We start from the raw sequence: 18,474 nt of genomic DNA on the forward strand, positions 1-18,474 counted from the left end.
ATGCTGAAGATCGAAGGACTGACCGCCGAGGTCGATGGCAAGCCGATCCTGAAGGGGATCGACCTGCAGGTGCCGGACGGCGAGATCCATGCCATCATGGGCCCGAACGGCTCGGGCAAGTCCACGCTGTCCTACGTGCTGGCCGGCCGCGACGGCTATGAGGTGACCGGCGGCAGCGCGACGTTCAACGGCGTCGACCTGCTGACCTTGGACCCGGAGGAGCGGGCGGCGACGGGCGTCTTCCTCGCCTTCCAGTATCCGGTCGAGCTGCCCGGCGTCGGCAATGCGAACTTCCTCCGCACCGCGCTGAATGCGCAGCGCCGGTCGCGCGGCGAGGGCGAGCTGGATGCGATGCAGTTCCTGAAGACCGCGCGGGCGCGGCTTGCGGCGCTGCAGATGTCCGAGGACATGCTGAAGCGCGGCGTGAACGTCGGCTTCTCCGGCGGCGAGAAGAAGCGCAACGAGGTGCTGCAGATGGCGCTGCTGCGGCCGAAGCTGGCCATCCTCGACGAGACCGACAGCGGGCTCGACATCGATGCGCTGAAGATCGTGGCCGATGGCGTCAATGCGCTGCGGGCGCCGGAATTCTCCTCGCTCGTGATCACCCACTACCAGCGGCTGCTGGACTACATCGTGCCCGACCGGGTGCATGTGCTGATGGCCGGGCGGATCGTCAAAAGCGGCGGCGCGGAGCTGGCGAAGGAGCTGGAAGCGACCGGCTATGCCTCCGTCCAGGCGGCGGCATGAACGCGGTCGTGCATTCCGGCGCCGAGGGCTTCCTGCACCGCTTCGACGGGCTGCGGGCACGGCTGCCCGGCGTGCGGCTGCCCTGGGTGCAGGCGCTGCGTGAGGCGGCGGCCGAGCGCTTCAGAAGCGCCGGATTCCCGACCCGGCGCGTCGAGGCCTGGAAATACACCGACCTGCGGCCGGTCTCGGAAGCCGGCTTCGACGAGGCGCTGAGCGTCCTGGGCGATGCGGCCGACCTGCCGGAGCCGGTCTGCCACCGCCGCGCGGTCTTCGTCGATGGCCGCTTCCGGGCGGATATCTCGACGCTCGACAGCACCGGGTTCGTGGTGGACGGGCTGGCCTTGCAGCTGGCGGCGCAGGAAGGCCGGCTCGGCAGCCTGGCGCGGCCGGCGGAGGAGCCGCTGGTCGCCCTGAACACCATGCTGTTCGAGGATGGGCTGGTCATCACCGTGCCGGCCGGCGTGGCGGGCGGGCTGCTCGAGCTCGCCTCCTTCGCCAGCGGCGGGGAGCGGCCGGCGGCCTTCCACCCGCGCCATCTGGTGCGGCTGGAGGCGGGCGCCAGCCTGACCATCATCGAGACGGCGCGTGGCCCGGCCGGGTCGCGCTACCTGCACAACCCGGTCTTCGAGATCGAGGTCGCCGAGGGCGCGACCCTGACCCATACCCGGGTGCAGCAGGAAGGCGCCAAGGGCTTCCAACTCGGCACCATCTATGCCCGGGTTGAGGGCGGCGGGACCTACGACAATTTCACGCTCAACGCCGGCGGGCGGCTGGTGCGGAACGAGATCCACGTGACCCTCGCCGGGCCACGGGCGGCCTGCCACATGAACGGGGCGCAGTTGCTGCGGGCGGGCCAGCATGCGGATACGACCACCTTCCTCGACCATGCGGCGCCGGATTGCGCCAGCCGGCAGACCTACAAGACGGTGCTGGCCGGCAAGTCGCGCGGCGTCTTCCAGGGCAAGATCCACGTCCACCAGATCGCCCAGCGCACCGATGGCTACCAGATGAACCAGGCGCTGCTGCTGAGCCCGGAGGCCGAGATCGACTGCAAGCCGCAGCTCGAGATCTACGCCGACGACGTGAAGTGCAGCCATGGCGCCACGGTGGGCGCGCTGGATGCGGAGCAGCTCTTCTATCTCCGCGCCCGAGGCATCCCGGAGGAGGCGGCGCGGTCGATGCTGGTGCAGGCCTTCCTCGCCGAGGCGATCGAGGCCGTCGCCGACCCGACCAGCCGGGCGGCGCTGGAAGCCGCGGTCGCAGGTTGGTGGGAGCCGGCATCATGAGCTTCGACGTCGGCCGGATCCGGCAGGATTTCCCGATCCTCGGCAGCATGGTCCGGGGCAAGCCGCTGGTCTTCCTCGACAGCGGCGCTTCGGCGCAGAAGCCGCGCGCGGTGGTGCAGGCGATGGTCCGCAGCATGGAGGAGCGCTATGCCAACGTGCATCGCGGCGCCTATCAGCTGAGCGAGGCGGCGACCGCCGACTACGAGGCGGCGCGCGCCGCCGTCGCCCGCTTCCTCAACGCGGCCGATCCGCGCGAGGTGATCTTCACCAGCAACAGCACCGCCGCCATCAACCTCGTCGCCCATAGCTGGGGCCGTGGCGTGATGCGGCCGGGGCAGGCGGTGCTGATCAGCGAGCTGGAGCACCACGCGAACATCATCCCCTGGCAGATGCTGCGGGATGACGGGCGGGGGATCGAGCTTCGCGTCTGCCGGGTGACCGATACCGGCGAACTGGACATGGACGACCTCGGCGCCAAGCTGGCCGACGGCAAGGTCGGGCTGGTCGCCATCGCGCATATGTCGAACGTGCTGGGCACGGTCACGCCGGTCGAGCGGATCGTCGCCATGGCGCATGCGGCCGGTGCCAAGGTGCTGTTCGACGGCAGCCAGGCGGTGGTCCACCGCAAGGTGGACATGCAGGCGCTGGGCGCGGATTTCTACGTCTTCACCGGGCACAAGCTCTATGGGCCCACGGGGATCGGCGTGCTCTGGGCGCGGCTCGAGCATCAGGACCGCATGCCGCCCTTCCTCGGCGGCGGCGACATGATCAGCTCGGTCAGCTTCGAGCGCAGCACCTGGGCGGAGGCGCCGGCGAAGTTCGAGGCCGGCACGCCGCCGATCGTCGAGGCCGTCGGCCTGCATGCGGCGATCGACTACGTGACCGCCATCGGCATGCCGGCGATCGAGGCGCATGAGCGCACCCTGGTCGACCATGCGATGCGGCGGCTGTCGGATATCGACGGGCTGGCGCTGCTGGGTGCGGCGCAGGACCGGGGCGGGGTCTTCGCCTTCGGCCTCGACAATGCGCATCCGCATGATCTGGCGACCCTGCTGGACCGCGCGGGCATCGCGGTGCGGGCCGGGCGGCATTGCGCCGAGCCGCTGCATGCGCGCTTCGGCGTGGAGGCCGGCACCTGCCGCGCCTCCTTCGGGCTCTACACCACGGAAGCCGAGATCGACTATCTCGCCGAGGCGCTGGGCAAGGCACGGGAGTTCTTTTCCTGATGTTCGACGATCTGCGTGACCTGTACCAGGAAGTCATCCTCGACCACGGCCGCAAGCCGCGGAACCTGCGGCGGCTGCAGGATGCCGACCGCAGCGCCAAGGGCGACAACCCGATGTGCGGCGACCGGATGGAGTTGTTCCTCAAGATGGCCCCCGACGGCAGCATCGCCGATGCCGCCTTCGAGGGCCGCGGCTGCGCCATCTCCATGGCCAGCGCGTCCCTGATGACCGAGACCGTCAAGGGCAAGTCGGCGGCCGAGGCGCACAAGCTGGGCGAGGGCTTCCGGGCCTTGGCGATGACCGGCACCTGCCCGGATTGCGGCGCCTCGCTGGCCGACGAGATGGAGCGGTTGCAGCCGCTGTCCGGCGTGCATGAGTTCCCCAGCCGGGTGAAATGCGCGACGCTTGCCTGGCATACGCTGAATGCCGCCCTCGATGGCGGCAGCAAGGAGGCGAGCAGTGAGTGAGGATATCGCCGTGACCCATGGCGCCTGGACGCCCGAGGGCGAGACCCCGCCGCCGGCGCAGAAGATCAGCGAGGACGCGATCATCAGCGTGCTGAAGACCGTCTTCGACCCCGAGATCCCTGTCGACATCTATGAACTCGGGCTGATCTATGCGGTCGAGATCGAGGATGACGGCAAGGTCAAGGTCGAGATGACCCTGACCACCCCCTCCTGCCCTTCGGCGCAGGAGCTGCCGGCGCAGGTAGAGGAAAGCGTGCGGCTGGTCCCCGGCGTGACTGACGTGACGGTCGAGGTGGTCTGGGATCCGCCCTGGGATCAGGGCCGGATGAGCGAAGACGCCAAGCTTGCCATGAACATGTATTGAGGGAGGCCGCACCATGAGCACGACAATTGACCCCCCTGGCCAGACCCCACCGCGCGCCCGCCGTGCCCTGCCGCCGCTGATGCAGTTGACCGAGGGTGCCGCCGAGCGGCTGCGCCGGCTGTACGCGGCCGGCGAGGCCGGGCGGCTGCTGCGCATCGGCGTGAAGACCAAGGGCTGCTCGGGCCTCTCCTACGACCTCACCTGGGTCGATGGGCCGCAGAAGGGCGACGAGAGCGTGACGGACAAGGACGTGACCGTGCTGGTGGACAGCAAGGCCAGCCTGTTTCTCATCGGTACGGTGATGGACTACGAGCAGAAGGCCATGTCGGCCGGCTTCACCTTCACCAATCCGAACGAGAAGGGCCGCTGCGGCTGCGGCGAGAGCTTCCACGTCTGAGATGCTGGATCTTCCGGATATCCTCGGTGCCGCGCGCATCGTCTCGATCGACGTGGAGACCACCGGCCATCCGGTGAAGACCGAGGCGGAGATCCTGAAGCTGCCGAAGGGGCTGCGGCTGCCCGGCACCATCATCCAGATCGGCTGCCTGGAGCTGCTGCGCGACGGCGAGGGCTGGCGCAACGGCGAGAGCTGGCAGAGCCTGGTGAACCCGGAAGGCCCGGTGCATCCGCAGGCGATGAAGGTGCATGGCATCCACCCCAATGCGCTGCGCAAGGCCCCGCGCTTCGCCGAGATCGTCGCCGTCTTCGAGGCTTTCATCGGCGATTCGGTGATGCTGGCACATAGCGCCCGCAACGAGATCGGCTACCTGAACTACGAGATGCGCCGGGCCAAGCTGGCGGCCTGGGATGCCGAGCCCTTCCACGAGGGGCGGTTCATCGACACCCAGCTCATCGCCCGCACTGTGTTCCCCGGCGCGCCCGGCTCGCTCGACGTGCTGTGCGACCGGCTCTGGATCGACCGGTCCGACCGCTTCGAGCATCACGGCGCGCTGCTGGATGCGGAGCTGACGGCGGAGGCCTTCGTGAAGATGACGACCGGCTTCGTGCAGGACGGGCCGCGGAGCATCTCGGCCGGTTGACGCTGGCCGGTTGACGTCGGGCCGCGGCGCCGACACCATTCCCGTACGGGCCGGCAACAAGGCCCCTGGGGGAAATCAGCCATGAGCCTGCACCGGCGCGCCCTGCTGGGCGCCATCGCCGTCGCGCCCGCCATCCGTGCCGCCCAGGGCCAGACCGTGGCGCGCTTCCCGGACCGGCCGGTGCGCTTCGTCGTCGCCTATGCCGCCGGAGGCGCGGCGGATAACCAGAACCGGCTGGTGGCACAGAAGCTGGCGGAGGCCTGGGGCCGGCCGGTCGTCGTCGAGAACAGGCCGGGCGGCAATACGCTGATCGCCACCGAGACGGTCATGCGGGCGCCGGCGGATGGGCATACGCTGCTGAGCGTCTCGCTGCCCTTCGGGTTGAACCCGCTGATGTTCGACCGGCTGCCCTACGACCCCTTCCGGGATTTCGTACCGGTGGCGCTGATCTCGACCATCCCGAACATCCTGGTGGTGCATCCGGATTTCCCGGCGCGGGACGTGCAGGAGTTCGTGGCCTATGCGAAGGCCAATCCGGGGAAGGTGGCGGTCGCCCATACCGGCATCGGCGCCATCACCCATCTGTCGGGCGAATTGCTTTACGACCGGGCGGGGATCGAGGTGACAACCGTCGCCTATGGCGGCAGCGCGCCGGCGCATGTGGACGTGCTCTCGGGCCGGGTGCCGGCGATGTTCGACAGCTCCATGCTGCCGCATATCGCTGCCGGGCGGGTGCGGGCGCTGGGGGTCACCTCGGCGCGGCGGGTGGCGCTGCTGCCGGAGATCCCGAGCATCGCCGAGCAGGGCTTCCCCGGCTTCGACGCGGCGGCCTTCTACGGGCTGGTGGCGCCGAAGGGGACGCCGGCGGAGGTGGTGGAGATGCTCTCAGCCGCCATCCGCGCGGCGGTGCGGCAGCCGGATGTGCGGGAGAAGATGAAGGCGCTGACCTTCGCGCCGGGGGATACCACCCCGGCGCAGTTCGAGGCCTTCATCCGCGCCGAGGTGGCGCTCTGGGGCGGGCTGGTGAAGCGCCGGAACATTCGCCCCGAGGGGTGATACTCAGCCTTGGACCATCGGGCAGCCGCCCTCGGCCAGGGGCCGCATCGCCTTCTCCGCCTCGATCGAGCCGACCAGCCTGTAGAAGTCCCAGCCGGTCTTCACCTCAGCCGGCGGCTTCACCTCGAAGAGGTGGACGGGGTGGATCTTGCGGCCGTCCTCGCGCACCCGGCCGGGGCCGAAGCAATCGTCCTCGGTCGGCAGCGCCTTCATCCGGGCAATGGTGGCGCGGCCGGAGGCCTTGGCCGCGGCTGGGCCGCCCATGGCGGCGGCGGTGCGGATGTAGTGCAGCACGGCGGAATAGGCGCCGGCATGGTTGGTGCTGGGGTAGATGTTGGGCGGCATCTTCGGCAGCACGCGGGTGGTGAAGGCGCGGGTGCGGTCATCGAAGTCCCAGTAGAAGGGCTCGGCCAGCAGCAGGCCCTGCGCCGCCTCGGCGCCGATCGCCCGCACGTCGCCGAGCAGGCAGAGCAGCCCGACCATCTTCATCGCGCCGCGCCGGGTCAGGCCGAATTCATGCGCCTGCTTCACGCAGTTGACGAGGTCGGTCCCGGCATTGGCGAGGCCCAGCACCTTGGCGCGGGAGGATTGTGCCTGCAGCAGGAAGGAGGAGAAGTCCGTGGTCTGCGGGAAGGGGTAGCGCGCCTGGCCCAGTACCTTGCCGCCGCCGGCTTCCACCGCGCGGCGGGTGTCGCGTTCCAGCGAATGGCCGAAGGCGTAGTCGGCGGTCATGAAGAACCAGCTGTCGCCGCCGGCCCGCACCGTGGCGGCGCCGGCGCCATTGGCCAGCATCCAGGTGTCGTAAGTCCAGTGCAGGTGGTTCGGGCCGCAGCGGGTGCCGTGCAGATCCGCCGTCGCCGGGCCGGTTGCCAGGAAGACCTTGTCCTTGTCGCGGGCGATATCGGTGATGGCGAGCGCGATGGCGGAGTTGTTCACCTCCAGGATCGCATCGACGCCGTCGCGGTCGAACCACTGCCGGGCGATGGCGACGCCAACATCGGGCTTGTGCTGGTGGTCGGCATGCAGCACCTCGACCGGCAGGCGGGTACCGGCGCCGGCGAGATCCTCGATTGCCTGGCGCACGCAGGCCATGGTGCCGAGGCCCGAGAGGTCCCGGTAGGGGCCGGACAGATCGCCCAGGATGCCGAGCTTCAGCGGCGAGGCCTGCGCCCGTGCCGCGCTTGCCGTCGTCAGCGCCAGGGCTCCGGCAGCCAGGATGTGCCGGCGTGTCGTGGTCATTCTTGTGGTCTCCTCACTGCGCCGCGGCGCGGCGGGAGGAGACCGCAAAACCCTCGACCGGTCCAGCCGTCCAGCCGGTCAGACCGCGCTCGACCAATCCGCCGGGACGTAGCGATAGCCACTGCCGTCCTTGGTGAAGTAGCCGTTGGCGGGGAAGGGGAAGTGGTAGCCCGTCGTGCGGATGCGGTCGGTGGCGACCATATCCAGCACCTTGCGGCGGGTGGCCTCGGCGACATCGGCGTCGAAGTCGAAGACGGCGTGGTAGCCGGGGCGGGCGGCGAAGAGCTCCGGCCGGTTGGTCACGTCCGCCATGAAGATCGCCTGGGCGCCGCCGTCGGCGATGCGGTAGATGGTGTGGCCCGGGGTATGGCCGAAGGCATCGATGGCGGTGATGCCGGGGACGGGCTCGGCGCCCGCCTTGATGCGGGTGATGCGGCCGGCATAGGGCGCCAGGCGACGGGCGCTGTTGGCGAAATTGGCGCGCTGGCCTTCCGGGCTGTGGCTTTCGTTGGCGGCATCGCCGAACCAGGCGATCTCGGCCTCGGGCAGGAAGATCTCGGCATTCGGGAAGGCTGCGGCATTGTTGGCGCCGAGCAGGCCGTTCACGTGGTCGCCGTGGAAATGGCTGAGGATGACGGCATCCACCTTGGCCGGGTCGATCCCCGCGGCGGCCATGTTGGCGATCATCTTGCCGTTGGTCGCGGTGGGCGGGGTGATGCCGTTGCCGCTGTCGAAGGCCACCAGCTTGGTCGGGGTCTGGACGAAGGTGACGGTGAAGGGGATGCGGAAGCTGTCGGTCGGCATGAACTGCGCGGCGAGGACGGACTGGACATCGGCCAGCGGCGCGTTGCGGACGAAGGCCTCGAGCGGCCGGGTGAAGGCGCCGTCGTGGACGGTGGTGACGGTGAAGCCGCCAACCTTGAAATGGTAATAGCCCGGCGCCTGCGGCATGGCAGCGGCGGGAGAAGGGGCCGTCTGAGCCGCGGCGCCCCGCAGCAGTGCCGGCGCAGCAAAGGCGGTGGCGAGGCCACCCAGGGCAAGGCGACGGCTGGAGGGGATCATTGCGGTAAGGCTCCGACTGGTTATTGCTTATTGGTGGGGAGGATGCCCGCGCAATCAAGTTATTCCGCTGGCTGGGTCAGCGGCTGAAGGCAACCACTGCTTCCAGATGCGGCGACCAGAGGAATTGATCCACTGCGGTGGCGGCGGCGACCCGGTAGCCGGCGGCCTGTAAGGCCCTGGCATCCTTGGCTAGTGCCGCCGGGTTGCAGGAGACATAGATGATGCTGGGCACGCCGGCCTTTGCGAGCAGCCCTACCTGCTCCGCCGCGCCAGCGTAGGGCGGGTCGAGCACGACCGCTGCAAAATCCTTCAGCTCCGCCCCGGCCAGGGGCTGCCGGTCGAGGTCTCGCTTCACTGCCTTGACCTTCACCCCGCCCTTGCCCGCGGCGGCAGCCAGGGCTGCGACCGCATCCGGCATGCTTTCGAAGGCGGTGACCCGCCCGCGGGCGGCCAGCGGGATGCTGAGGGTGCCGATGCCGGCATAGAGATCAGCGATATTGCCGCGGCCATGCAGTTTCTTCGGCAGGCCAGCGAGCATGGCGGCGATGATCGCCGCTTCCCCCGGGGCGCTGGCCTGGAGGAAGGCGCCGGGGGCGGGGGTGACCTCGATGCCCGAAAGCCGGTGGCGGACCGCGCCGAGCTGGGCAGCGATCTCCGCTCCGGCGCCCTTGCCGGCCCAGGCGATGCGGGGGACGCCCAGACTAGTGGCCAGTCCGGCCAGCGCCCGGCGGTCCGGCATCGTCAGCGGCGCATCGGTGCGGAGCAGGATGTCCGGCCCGCTGTCGAGCATGTTGATGACGGCGGAGCCGAGCCGGCGGAGGCCTTCGAGGTGGCGCAGCGTCTCCGCCAGGGCGGGCAACAGGGCAACCAGCGCGGGCAGCAGGACATGGCATTCCCGCATCGGCACCAAAGTGGTGGTACCGCGCTGGTGGAAACCGATGGTGACCCGGCCATCGGGCAGTCGCTCGAAACCAAAATCGACACGCTGGCGGCAGGCGGGCGGAGTGGCAACCATGGGACCGACCGGGGCCTCGGGGAACCCGGCGCGGGCCAGGGCCTCGACCAGCCGGCCGCGCTTCCAGGCGCCATAGGCCGAAAGGTTCCAGTGCTGCAGCACGCATCCGCCGCAGACCGGGAAATGGGTGCAGGGCGGGGTGACCCGGTCGGGACTTTCGGTAAGCCAGGACTCTACCTGGGCAACCTTGGCCTCCCCACGCTTGCCGGTGAGGCGGGCGTGCACGACCTCACCGGGCAAAGCCTGCGGCAGGAAGACCTGGCCACCTTCGAAGCGAGCGATGCCATCGCCGGCCGCGCCCATCTGTTCGACGGTCAGTTCAAGCAGGTCCGACATCGTGCTCCAGGGGCAAATGGGCGGAGGCGAGGCGGACCTCGCCCAGGAAAAGGCCCAGCGCCGCTACCAGCGAGAGCATGGCCGCGACAAGCAGGGCAGCCAGGACCCAGGCGAGCTTCAGGCCGAGGAAAACGCCCCCGAAAGCGGCGATGATGAGCGAGCACAGCAGAATGGCCGCCGTTACCGAGGCGCCGATCGCATGGTGCAGACAGCGGGCCCGCAGCGCCAGCCGCTTCAGCTCTCCCCGCAAGGGAGGGGAGAGACCATTGCGGATGGCGCGTTCCCGGTCGATCAACCGGCCGAGGCGGCCCGTCAGGACATTCAGCAGGCTGAAGATGCCGGTGAGGAGGAAGGCCGGGGCGATCGCCGATTGGATTGCCCGCTCGATCTCCGCCACATCCTCCACGCCGAACAAGGGGGCTGCTTAGCCCCCGAAGGCGTTCAACCCGGTGATGGCCCGGCCGAGGATCAGCGCATGGACGTCGTGCGTGCCCTCATAGGTGTTCACCGTCTCGAGGTTCATGACGTGACGGATCACGTGGTACTCGTCCACGATGCCGTTGCCGCCATGCATGTCACGGGAGACCCGGGCGATATCCAGCGACTTGCCGCAGTTGTTGCGCTTCACCAGGGAGATCATCTCCGGCGCAACCTTGCCCTCGTCGAAGAGACGGCCGACGCGGAGCACGGCCTGAAGGCCGAGGGTGATCTCGGTTTCCATGTCGGCCAGCTTCTTCTGGACAAGCTGAGTTTGCGCCAGCGGCCGGCCAAACATCTTGCGGTTCATCGTGTAGTCGCGCGCCGCGTGGAAGCAGAACTCGGCGGCGCCGAGCGAACCCCAGGCGATGCCGTAGCGAGCACGGTTGAGGCAGGAGAAGGGACCGTTCAGCGATTTCACCAGCGGCAGCCGGTTCTCCTCGGGAACGAAGACCTCGTCCATCATGATCATGCCGGTGGTCGAGGCGCGCAGGCTGAATTTGCCCTCAATCTTGGGGAAGGTCAGGCCCTTCATGCCCCGGTCGAGGATGAAGCCACGCAGGATGCCCTCGTCGTCCTTGGCCCAGACCACAGCGCAATCGGCGATCGGCGCATTGGTGATCCAGGTCTTGGAACCGCTGACGAGATAGCCGCCATCGACCTTCTTGGCGCGCGTGCGCATCGAGGAGGGGTCGGAGCCGGCATCCGGCTCGGTCAGGCCGAAACAGCCGACCCATTCGCCGGTCCGCAGCTTCGGCAGATACTTCTCCTTCTGCGCCTCGGAGCCGAAGGCGTGGATCGGGAACATCACCAGGCTCGACTGCACCGAGAAGGCGCTGCGATAGCCGCTGTCGACCCGCTCGACCTCGCGTGCCATCAGTCCGTAAGCGACATAGGAGACGCCGGCGCAGCCATAACCGTCGAGCGTGGCGCCGAGAAAGCCCATCTCGCCGAACTCGTTCATGATCTCGCGGTCGAATTTCTCATGCCGATTGGCCATGAGGACGCGGGGCAGCAGCTTCTCCTGGCAGAAGTCATGCGCCGCCTCGCGGATCATCCGCTCATCCTCGGTGAGCTGGTCGTCGAGCAGGAATGCGTCTTCCCACTTGAAGGTCGCCATGCTGCGCTTCGGGGCTGGGGAGATGACGTTCATGGCTGGCTCCTCGGGGCTCTGGTGCCCCGGCGCGTGGGGCTTGCGGAGGGTATTTGGCGCGGCCAGCAGCATCCCGCAACCGCTGGCGCGGCGCAGGATTGCTGTCCGGAGAAGACGAAGCCTAGGCGGCTTCGGCCTCGGTCTCCGGCTCCGGGTTCGCATCACGCCGCGGACGGGGGATGGGGATCAGCATGAAAGCCGGGATGGCATCACCGAAACCCTGGACCGAGGGGCCGAGGTCGTCGCGGTCGCGACGGCGCGGACCGTCGCGGTCCCAGCTGCGCTCGGGGCGTTCGGCATAGCGGTCCGGCTGCGGCCGGTCCCAGCCGCGCTCCTCGCGCGGTTGTTCGTTGCGCGGGGCGCGGTCCTCAGTGCGGGGACGTTCCTCGCGCGGAGTGACCGGGGCGCGGTCGCGGCCACGATCGCGGGAGCGTTCGCCACGCTCGGGTCGGTCACCACGGGCTGGGCGCGCGGGGCGCTCAGCCAGAGGGGCCCGCTCAGGGGAGGCGGCAACGATCGGCTGGGTATCAGCCTGGGGGGCGCGATCGGATCGGCGGTCGGCACCGCGCGGGCCGCGTTCGCGGTCACGTCCACCAGCAGCCGGGCGACCACCGCGGGCAGAGGCACCACGGCCACCACGGCCGCGGTTCGGCCGGGCGGCGGCCTCAGCGATTTCCTCGTTGCTAACCTCGTCCAACCCTTCGACTTCGATACGGGGGATTGGTCGGCCGGTCAGTTTCTCGATAGCGGCCACGTTCCGGGCATCATCGGCGGTGGCGATGGTGAAGGCGGCACCCTTATTGCCGGCGCGGCCAGTACGGCCGATGCGGTGGACATAATCCTCCGCATGGAACGGCACGTCGAAGTTGAAGACATGGCTGAGGCCGCCGATGTCGATGCCGCGGGCGGCGACGTCCGAGCAAACCAGCAACTGCAGCTCATTCGCCTTGAACTTGTTCAGGGTGGCGAAACGGGCTGGCTGATCCATGTCGCCATGCAGCGAGCCGACCGAGAAGCCGTGCCGCTTGAGCGACTTGTAAAGGACATCCACCTCGACCTTGCGATTGCAGAAGATCAAGGCGTTCTGGACCTGCTCGCGGCGGATCAGCCGGCGCAGCGCCTCGCGCTTGTCGAGCTCACGGGTCCAGAGCAGGCCGGCGGTGATGGTCGTCGCTACGGAAGCCGGGGCGGAGACGCTGATCTCTTTCGGGTTCTGCAGGAAGGCATCGGCCAGCTTGCGGATCTCGGGCGCCATGGTGGCGCTGAAGAACAGGGTCTGGCGCATGGCGGGCAGCATCGAGACGATGCGCTCGACATCCGGGATGAAGCCCATGTCCAGCATGCGGTCGGCCTCGTCGATGACGAGCACCTTGCAGTCGGCCAGCAGGATGCGGCCGCGGTCGAAGAGGTCGAGCAGCCGGCCCGGCGTGGCGATTAGCACGTCGACGCCCTTGTCGAGCACGTTGCGCTGGTCGTTCATGCTCTCGCCGCCGATCAGCAGGGCATGCACCAGGTTGAGGTGCTTGCCGTACTTCACGAAATTCTCGGCGACCTGCAGCGCGAGCTCGCGGGTCGGCTCGAGGATCAGGCTGCGCGGCATCCGCGCCTTGGCCCGGCCGGAGGCGAGGATGTCGAGCATCGGCAGGGTGAAGCCGGCGGTCTTGCCGGTGCCGGTCTGGGCGCAGCCAAGCACGTCCCGGCCCATCAGCACGATGGGGATGGCGGCTTCCTGGATCGGCGTCGGCGTGACGTAACCGGCTTCGGCAACGGCCTGGACGATGGGGTCGGACAGGCCGAGGTCGGCGAAGGTGACGCGGGGGGTGGCGTCTTCCTCGGCCGGGTCGTCTTCGTCTTCGTCGTCATTCTCGGAGACGTTGGTCACCTCGGCGGCGGCTTCGGCTGCGTCCCCCGTGGCGGCTGCGGCCTCCGGGGGATCGGCGGCCGGTTCAGCGGACACGACTTCGGCCTGGGCGGATGTACCGAATTCCATCGCGGCTACGGGCTCGGCGACAGGTGTTTCGGGGGCGACTTCAGCCGGAGGCTCGGCAGAAATTGCTTCAGCTGGCGCAGAAGCATCGGTCGCAGCTGCGGCCTCGGGTTCGATGGCGGCCACTGGCGGCTCAGTCATCGGGCTTGCCGGGTCTGCGGCGCTCACCGCGGGCTGGTTGCTATGCTCGTGTTCGGCCGCATCGGAAGCGGGCCGTTCGGAGGTATCGGTCAAGTGCGGTCGGTTCCTTCGCCGGGACAGCGGCGGCATGGCGGCCCGAATGGCCGAAAACCGACGCCCGGCTCGCCCTTTCGCAAGGCTGCCGTTCCAGGTCCACGATCCCTATGCGCCAAGGCGGCGCGAAAATCAAGCGCATCCGGTCGGCATTGCCCCATTGTGCCGTTGTTTTGGCCGGACTAGGAGCCTGCCCATCCATGCAATCTCCCCCCGACCTCCTGCTGCTGCCCGGTTTGCTTTGTGATGCCGCGCTTTGGGAAGCGCAGGTCGCCGGGTTGGCCGGCTCGGCACTCTGTCATGTGGCAGACGTGACCAAAGACGATGGCCTCGCAGCCATGGCGGCCCGTGCCCTGGCGGAGGCACCCCCTCGCTTCTCCCTGGTTGGGCTGTCCATGGGCGGCTATCTCGCCTTTGAAATCATGCGGCAGGCGCCTGAGCGGGTGACGCGCCTGGCGTTGTTCGACACTTCTGCTCGGCCTGATACGCCGGATCAGGCGCGGCGTCGGCGCGGGCTGATGTCGCTGACGCGCAGCGGGCAGTTCAAGGGTGTGACGCCGCGGCTGCTGCCGCAACTCGTGCATCCGGCGAACCTCGCGGGGCCGGTCGGTACGGCGGTCATCGCCATGGCCGAACGGGTGGGACGGGACGCCTTCTTGCGGCAGCAGGCGGCGATCCTCGGCCGACCGGATTCGCGGCCCGACCTGCCGGGGCTGCGGTTGCCGGTCCTGGTCGCGGTGGGGGAGGCGGATGTGCTGACGCCACCGGAGCTGGCGGCCGAGATCGCCGCCGGCATTCTTGGTGCCCGGCTGCGGGAGATCCCCGGTAGTGGTCATCTGCCGCCAATGGAGGCGCCGGCGCTGGTGACGGCGCTGCTGCGGGATTGGCTCAGCTGGGATTAGGTTGCGGCGGCTTCGCCATCCAGCACCAACGCCTTGCCTGGGCCATTCCAACTCAGTGGCACCTCGATGTCGCAGACCAGCCCATTCGCCAACCAGCGCCGTTCAAGGGTGCCGCCAAGCTGGCTTTGCACCGTCTGCTCGATGACGCGGGAGCCGAAGCCGCGGCCGCGTGTCAGGCCGGTGAGGTCCGGGCCACCGCTCTCACGCCAGCTGAGCACCAGCATCCGGTTGGCCGCATCCAGCCGCCAGGTGACCTGCAGCAGCCCCTGCGCATGCGACAGGGCACCGTATTTCATCGCGTTCGTCGCCAATTCATGAATCGCCATGCAGAGCGGCTGGGCAGCATGGGCGGCGACGGTTACCGGTGGGCCAAGCAATTCCACCCGCGGCGCGTCACGGCGGATGCCGGTGAGAAAGGGGGCCAACTCACCTTCCAGCAGAGCATGCAACTCCGCCCCCTCCCAGCGGCGCTGGGCGAGAATGGTCTGCGCCCGGGCCAGGGCGGCAACCCGGCCTTCGACAATCCGCACCAGCTCGGCCGGAGAGGCTGCGCGGGAGAGACGGAGCGCCGCCTGCACCACGGCAAGCGCGTTCTTTGCTCGGTGATCCACTTCCCGCATCAGCAATTCGTTGCGCTGTTCCGTTCGCTTGCGGGCGGTGATGTCCATGGCGAGGCCCGTAAGGCGGATCGGCTGGCCATTGGCGAAGCGGACCTGGCCGGTGGTGGCGACCCAGCGTTCCTGGCCATCCTGGATGCCGATGACCCGGTATTCGACCTGGTAGGTGCCTTGGCCCGCGGGATCCATGGCGCGGCGCACCGCGTCCCGCCGCAGCGTCCGGTCATCCGCATGCAGGCCCGAGAGGAAGAGGCGATTGGTAACCGGCGCATCCTTCGGCAAGGCCCAGAGGGCGCGCATGCGGCTATCCCAGGTCACGCGCCCGGTGGGAAAGTCATAGTCATATATGCCGAAGCCGGCGGCGCCTTGAGCCAGCCGTAAGCGTTCCTCGCTTTCGGACAGGGCCGTCGAGGCGGCACGGCGTTCGGTGACATCGAGGATGATGCCAGTAACCATCCGGGGATATGGGCCGCCGGCCGGGTCGGCGGCCGCCTCGCCCCGGGCCAGCAACCAGCGTTCGCTGCCGTCCGGGTGCTGCACTCGGAATTCCTGGCTGAAGCCGCCGCCGGCAGTGGCGAGCCGGGCGCAGAGCTGTCGGGCTGCCGCCAGGTCGGGCGGGTGAAAGCGGGCGAGGCAGCGCTCGATCGTCATGGCCGTGTCCGGTGCCAAGCCGAACAGGCCACGCAGCGCCGCATGCGCCACCACCCGGCCATCCTCCAAGATTTCGAAGGCCACGACACCACTTGCTTCCTGCGCCCGGCGTAGCCGTGCCTCGCTGCGGCTCAACGCGCGCTGCGTCCGGCGCAGGACGCTGAGGTCGGTGCGGGTGCTGACGAGGGACATGGGTGCCCCGGTCAGTGGATCCAGCCGCAGGGTCCATTGGGTGCTGGTGACCATCCAACTGCCATCACGTCGCTTCTGCCGCAGCTCCCCCTGCCATTGACCGGTTTGGAGCACCGCGGCCAGCACCTTGTCCCGCCCACCAGCGGGAAATTCGGTGGAGAGTAGATCACTCGCCTTACGCCCGAGTGCTGTGGTTCGGTCGAAACCATAGAGGCGGACACAGCCTTCCGACCAATGGCTGATGCGGCCCTCAAGGTCGGTGATCATGCAGGGGGTGAGGTCGAGCGCCTGCGAGACTTCCTCGAGCGTGGCATTGCGGTCGGCGACGCTGGCTTCAAGACCGCCATTGGCAGTGATGAGATCAAGCTGGCTGCGGCGCACCAGCAAGGCCAGGGCAAGCAGGGCCAGAGTTGCGGGGATGCCGATGGCGAATTGCGGCCAGGCCGCTTCCCACCAGCTGCCGGCGATGGCACTGCGGGAGCGGATGACGGCAGCATAGACCGGCAGGCGATCCAGCCGACGGAGGGCGACGAGTTGCGGCTGTCCGTTGATCGGGGCGGTGACACGATAGGTTGCGGTCTTGGCGCCGGCCTTTGCAAAACCATGGAAGGGGCTGCTGACGGGCAGAAAGGAGAGTGGGCCATAGGCGCCCGTCGTTCGGGTCAGTATGGCGCCATCGGCACGGATGAGCGCTATGGCATCGCCGTGCCGGGCCAAAAGTCGGGAAAGGCCCGCGGCAACCAATGCCGGTTCCACCGAAAGATTGACCAGACCATCAAAGCCACCGGCCTCGAGCGCATTGCCGGTATTGGAGCGGCGCCGACTGACGGCGAAGAAAGGGCGGCCATCGAAGCGGCTGGCATAGACCCGGCTGATATGCACCTCCGGTGCATCTTCGCCGGAGAGGGCATGGAAGAAATCGCGGTCGCGCGCGGTGGCAACGCGGGGGACCGGCATGCGGTCGGCGGCAACCAGCGGCACGCCCTCCCGGTCCACCACGAAGGCAGCGGAAGCCTGTGGCAACTGGGCGACCAGCGCCTTCATCGCCTCATGGAGAGCAGGTTCCTCGGCGCGGATTTCGGCATCGTTGAGGCCGCGCAGGATGTCATCCACGCGACTGGCGGCGATGGAATAGTTCAGCAACAAGCGTGTGGCGTAATCGGCGCCGGCATCGGCAGCGCGTTCCAACTCTATTGTCGCGTCACGCCATTGGCTTTGCCAGGCAAGCCTGGTCCCGGCGCCGAGGATGCAGGCGGGTAGGGCGACGGCGGCAAGCAGCAGGAGGCGGAGCGAACGATGAAGCCGCCTTGCCTGTGCGTTCGGGCTGGCCGGCCCGAATATCGTCGCACTGGCCTGTGGGAGGGCAGGGCTGGCGGCAGCGAAAGGCGGTAACTGCGTCACCCCAGCGACACCGCACGAGCCTTGGTACGGCCGGTTTCGGTCAGGTGCATGTTGTCTCCATGCCGGTGCGAGCTTGGTTCCTGCGGCCCTGTCATTCGAAACGATTAGGCACCGGATGCCTCTGCCGTCTGCGCGCAATAACGTGAGCTTGCTTGAGTCGGCGTTACATCGCCCGAACGTGATAATTTTAGTATACAAAAAATAGCGAGAATACGTTGCGGCCCAGAAAATTTGGTGAAGGGCGAGTGGCTGGGAAAAGAGCGGACTTCTCGCGCCATTGCGCCCGATGGTCAGCGCAGCCACCATTCCGAGTCCATATCCTATGGACTATTTCTGCGAGGCGCCCGTATGTCCGAAAGCACGCTGCTGACTACCCGGGAGACCAAGCGCTCCTTCGGCCTGGGCCGAGGGGTGCTGGCGCTGCTGCTACTGGGACTGCCTTTCCTAGGACGTCAGCGGATCACCATCACCAATGAGCGGATCGTCATCGAATCCGGCTTCTGGACCAAGGTGCGGGACGATGTTGAGGTCTTCCGCATCCGCGACGTCGTCTCCACCCGCAACGTCTACCAGCGACTGGTCGGCATCGGTGACATCGTGCTGAAGTCGGTCGAAGGACGAAGCCCGGAGGAAGTCCATGTGTTGAAGGGCGTGCCAGACCCGATCGGTGTCAGCGAAGCGATCCGAACCGTGTGGAACAAAAGTCGGCCGCGCGGGCCGGCAGTAACGGTGGATTGACGTCAAGCGATAACAAGCCAGCACGCGTCTATGGTGAGGAACCTAGCGGACTGCAGCAGACTGTGGTCGGCATCCTGGACGACTCCCGGGAGGCCAGACCTGCTTCACTCCCAATTCACCTATATGTCCTCCGGCGCGGGCCGAGAGGCGGCGTTGGGCAATGAACCCCGAACGCGTCATGGCCACGCTGAAGACTGCCCGGCTGTGCTAGCACTACCTGGGCACTATTGCGGCTGATGTGCGTTGTCTGAGCTGGGCTGAGACGGCTTGGTTTAGGAAGGCGT

General features: G+C 68.2%; 17 protein-coding genes. 10 read left to right on the forward strand and 7 right to left on the reverse strand.

Going from position 1 to position 18,474, the window contains the following annotated elements:
- The 8 genes from sufC to AC0IW9_RS11180 all read left to right on the forward strand — a co-directional run bounded on the left by sufC (window position 1) and on the right by AC0IW9_RS11180 (window position 6,186).
- On the forward strand, window positions 1-747 hold the full coding sequence (gene sufC / locus AC0IW9_RS11145) for a Fe-S cluster assembly ATPase SufC (protein WP_471648308.1): 747 nt from the start codon (window positions 1-3) through the stop codon (window positions 745-747).
- Window positions 744-2,033 (forward strand): Fe-S cluster assembly protein SufD, encoded by a 1,290-nt coding sequence (gene sufD, locus AC0IW9_RS11150; protein WP_471648309.1) that lies wholly within the window; start codon window positions 744-746, stop codon window positions 2,031-2,033. Before sufC ends, sufD begins: the two co-directional genes overlap by 4 nt.
- A complete protein-coding gene (locus AC0IW9_RS11155; protein WP_471648310.1) occupies window positions 2,030-3,259 on the forward strand; it encodes an aminotransferase class V-fold PLP-dependent enzyme in 1,230 nt (409 codons plus the stop codon). The genes sufD and AC0IW9_RS11155 overlap by 4 nt, the downstream gene beginning before the upstream one ends.
- Window positions 3,259-3,726, forward strand: a complete 468-nt coding sequence (gene sufU / locus AC0IW9_RS11160; RefSeq protein WP_471648311.1) for a Fe-S cluster assembly sulfur transfer protein SufU — start codon at window positions 3,259-3,261, stop codon at window positions 3,724-3,726. Before AC0IW9_RS11155 ends, sufU begins: the two co-directional genes overlap by 1 nt.
- Complete coding sequence (locus tag AC0IW9_RS11165; RefSeq protein ID WP_471648328.1) at window positions 3,695-4,090, forward strand: SUF system Fe-S cluster assembly protein; 396 nt, start codon at window positions 3,695-3,697, stop codon at window positions 4,088-4,090. The genes sufU and AC0IW9_RS11165 overlap by 32 nt, the downstream gene beginning before the upstream one ends.
- 13 nt (window positions 4,091-4,103) lie before the next feature.
- The gene (locus tag AC0IW9_RS11170; RefSeq protein WP_471648312.1) at window positions 4,104-4,487 is read left to right on the forward strand and encodes a HesB/IscA family protein; all 384 of its coding nucleotides are present in this window, start codon (window positions 4,104-4,106) and stop codon (window positions 4,485-4,487) included.
- 1 nt (window position 4,488) lies between these two features.
- Window positions 4,489-5,130 carry a 3'-5' exonuclease gene (locus AC0IW9_RS11175; protein ID WP_471648313.1) on the forward strand — a complete coding sequence of 214 codons (642 nt, stop codon included), beginning with the start codon at window positions 4,489-4,491 and terminating at the stop codon, window positions 5,128-5,130.
- 81 nt (window positions 5,131-5,211) lie between these two features.
- Window positions 5,212-6,186 carry a Bug family tripartite tricarboxylate transporter substrate binding protein gene (locus AC0IW9_RS11180; RefSeq protein ID WP_471648314.1) on the forward strand — a complete coding sequence of 325 codons (975 nt, stop codon included), beginning with the start codon at window positions 5,212-5,214 and terminating at the stop codon, window positions 6,184-6,186.
- A 3-nt stretch (window positions 6,187-6,189) separates the two neighbouring features.
- On the opposite strand, the gene AC0IW9_RS11185 is transcribed toward AC0IW9_RS11180, so the two are convergent.
- From AC0IW9_RS11185 to AC0IW9_RS11210, 6 genes are all read right to left on the reverse strand, one after another.
- Window positions 6,190-7,425 (reverse strand): ABC transporter substrate-binding protein, encoded by a 1,236-nt coding sequence (locus tag AC0IW9_RS11185; protein WP_471648315.1) that lies wholly within the window; start codon window positions 7,423-7,425, stop codon window positions 6,190-6,192.
- A gap of 78 nt (window positions 7,426-7,503) precedes the next feature.
- Window positions 7,504-8,487 carry an MBL fold metallo-hydrolase gene (locus AC0IW9_RS11190; protein WP_471648316.1) on the reverse strand — a complete coding sequence of 328 codons (984 nt, stop codon included), beginning with the start codon at window positions 8,485-8,487 and terminating at the stop codon, window positions 7,504-7,506.
- Between the two features lie 76 nt (window positions 8,488-8,563).
- A complete protein-coding gene (locus AC0IW9_RS11195; RefSeq protein WP_471648317.1) occupies window positions 8,564-9,838 on the reverse strand; it encodes a class I SAM-dependent RNA methyltransferase in 1,275 nt (424 codons plus the stop codon).
- Complete coding sequence (locus tag AC0IW9_RS11200; RefSeq protein ID WP_471648329.1) at window positions 9,822-10,244, reverse strand: DUF2721 domain-containing protein; 423 nt, start codon at window positions 10,242-10,244, stop codon at window positions 9,822-9,824. Before AC0IW9_RS11200 ends, AC0IW9_RS11195 begins: the two co-directional genes overlap by 17 nt.
- A gap of 18 nt (window positions 10,245-10,262) precedes the next feature.
- Window positions 10,263-11,468, reverse strand: a complete 1,206-nt coding sequence (locus AC0IW9_RS11205) for an acyl-CoA dehydrogenase (protein WP_471648318.1) — start codon at window positions 11,466-11,468, stop codon at window positions 10,263-10,265.
- A 121-nt stretch (window positions 11,469-11,589) separates the two neighbouring features.
- Window positions 11,590-13,425 carry a DEAD/DEAH box helicase gene (locus tag AC0IW9_RS11210; RefSeq protein ID WP_471648319.1) on the reverse strand — a complete coding sequence of 612 codons (1,836 nt, stop codon included), beginning with the start codon at window positions 13,423-13,425 and terminating at the stop codon, window positions 11,590-11,592.
- Window positions 13,426-13,889: 464 nt separating this feature from the next.
- Here AC0IW9_RS11210 and AC0IW9_RS11215 point away from each other — a divergent pair, with 464 nt between their 5' ends.
- Window positions 13,890-14,591 (forward strand): alpha/beta fold hydrolase, encoded by a 702-nt coding sequence (locus AC0IW9_RS11215; protein WP_471648320.1) that lies wholly within the window; start codon window positions 13,890-13,892, stop codon window positions 14,589-14,591.
- Here the strand turns inward: AC0IW9_RS11215 and AC0IW9_RS11220 are convergent.
- A complete protein-coding gene (locus AC0IW9_RS11220) occupies window positions 14,588-17,758 on the reverse strand; it encodes a PAS domain-containing protein (RefSeq protein ID WP_471648321.1) in 3,171 nt (1,056 codons plus the stop codon). The two genes, AC0IW9_RS11215 and AC0IW9_RS11220, sit on opposite strands and share 4 nt — an antisense overlap.
- 42 nt (window positions 17,759-17,800) lie before the next feature.
- Here AC0IW9_RS11220 and AC0IW9_RS11225 point away from each other — a divergent pair, with 42 nt between their 5' ends.
- The gene (locus AC0IW9_RS11225) at window positions 17,801-18,190 is read left to right on the forward strand and encodes a PH domain-containing protein (protein WP_471648322.1); all 390 of its coding nucleotides are present in this window, start codon (window positions 17,801-17,803) and stop codon (window positions 18,188-18,190) included.
- Window positions 18,191-18,474 lie beyond the last annotated feature (284 nt).

The sequence above is a fragment of the Belnapia sp. AC561 genome (genome assembly GCF_979252845.1).

What these genes read in the sequence shown, in the direction of transcription:
- sufC (WP_471648308.1), top strand. Translation starts at nt 1, where the DNA reads ATGCTGAAGATCGAAGGACTGACCGCCGAGGTCGATGGCAAGCCGATC.
- sufD (WP_471648309.1), top strand. Translation starts at nt 744, where the DNA reads ATGAACGCGGTCGTGCATTCCGGCGCCGAGGGCTTCCTGCACCGCTTC.
- AC0IW9_RS11155 (WP_471648310.1), top strand. Translation starts at nt 2,030, where the DNA reads ATGAGCTTCGACGTCGGCCGGATCCGGCAGGATTTCCCGATCCTCGGC.
- sufU (WP_471648311.1), top strand. Translation starts at nt 3,259, where the DNA reads ATGTTCGACGATCTGCGTGACCTGTACCAGGAAGTCATCCTCGACCAC.
- AC0IW9_RS11165 (WP_471648328.1), top strand. Translation starts at nt 3,695, where the DNA reads ATGGCGGCAGCAAGGAGGCGAGCAGTGAGTGAGGATATCGCCGTGACC.
- AC0IW9_RS11170 (WP_471648312.1), top strand. Translation starts at nt 4,104, where the DNA reads ATGAGCACGACAATTGACCCCCCTGGCCAGACCCCACCGCGCGCCCGC.
- AC0IW9_RS11175 (WP_471648313.1), top strand. Translation starts at nt 4,489, where the DNA reads ATGCTGGATCTTCCGGATATCCTCGGTGCCGCGCGCATCGTCTCGATC.
- AC0IW9_RS11180 (WP_471648314.1), top strand. Translation starts at nt 5,212, where the DNA reads ATGAGCCTGCACCGGCGCGCCCTGCTGGGCGCCATCGCCGTCGCGCCC.
- AC0IW9_RS11185 (WP_471648315.1), bottom strand. Translation starts at nt 7,425, where the DNA reads ATGACCACGACACGCCGGCACATCCTGGCTGCCGGAGCCCTGGCGCTG.
- AC0IW9_RS11190 (WP_471648316.1), bottom strand. Translation starts at nt 8,487, where the DNA reads ATGATCCCCTCCAGCCGTCGCCTTGCCCTGGGTGGCCTCGCCACCGCC.
- AC0IW9_RS11195 (WP_471648317.1), bottom strand. Translation starts at nt 9,838, where the DNA reads ATGTCGGACCTGCTTGAACTGACCGTCGAACAGATGGGCGCGGCCGGC.
- AC0IW9_RS11205 (WP_471648318.1), bottom strand. Translation starts at nt 11,468, where the DNA reads ATGAACGTCATCTCCCCAGCCCCGAAGCGCAGCATGGCGACCTTCAAG.
- AC0IW9_RS11215 (WP_471648320.1), top strand. Translation starts at nt 13,890, where the DNA reads ATGCAATCTCCCCCCGACCTCCTGCTGCTGCCCGGTTTGCTTTGTGAT.
- AC0IW9_RS11220 (WP_471648321.1), bottom strand. Translation starts at nt 17,758, where the DNA reads ATGGTGGCTGCGCTGACCATCGGGCGCAATGGCGCGAGAAGTCCGCTC.
- AC0IW9_RS11225 (WP_471648322.1), top strand. Translation starts at nt 17,801, where the DNA reads ATGTCCGAAAGCACGCTGCTGACTACCCGGGAGACCAAGCGCTCCTTC.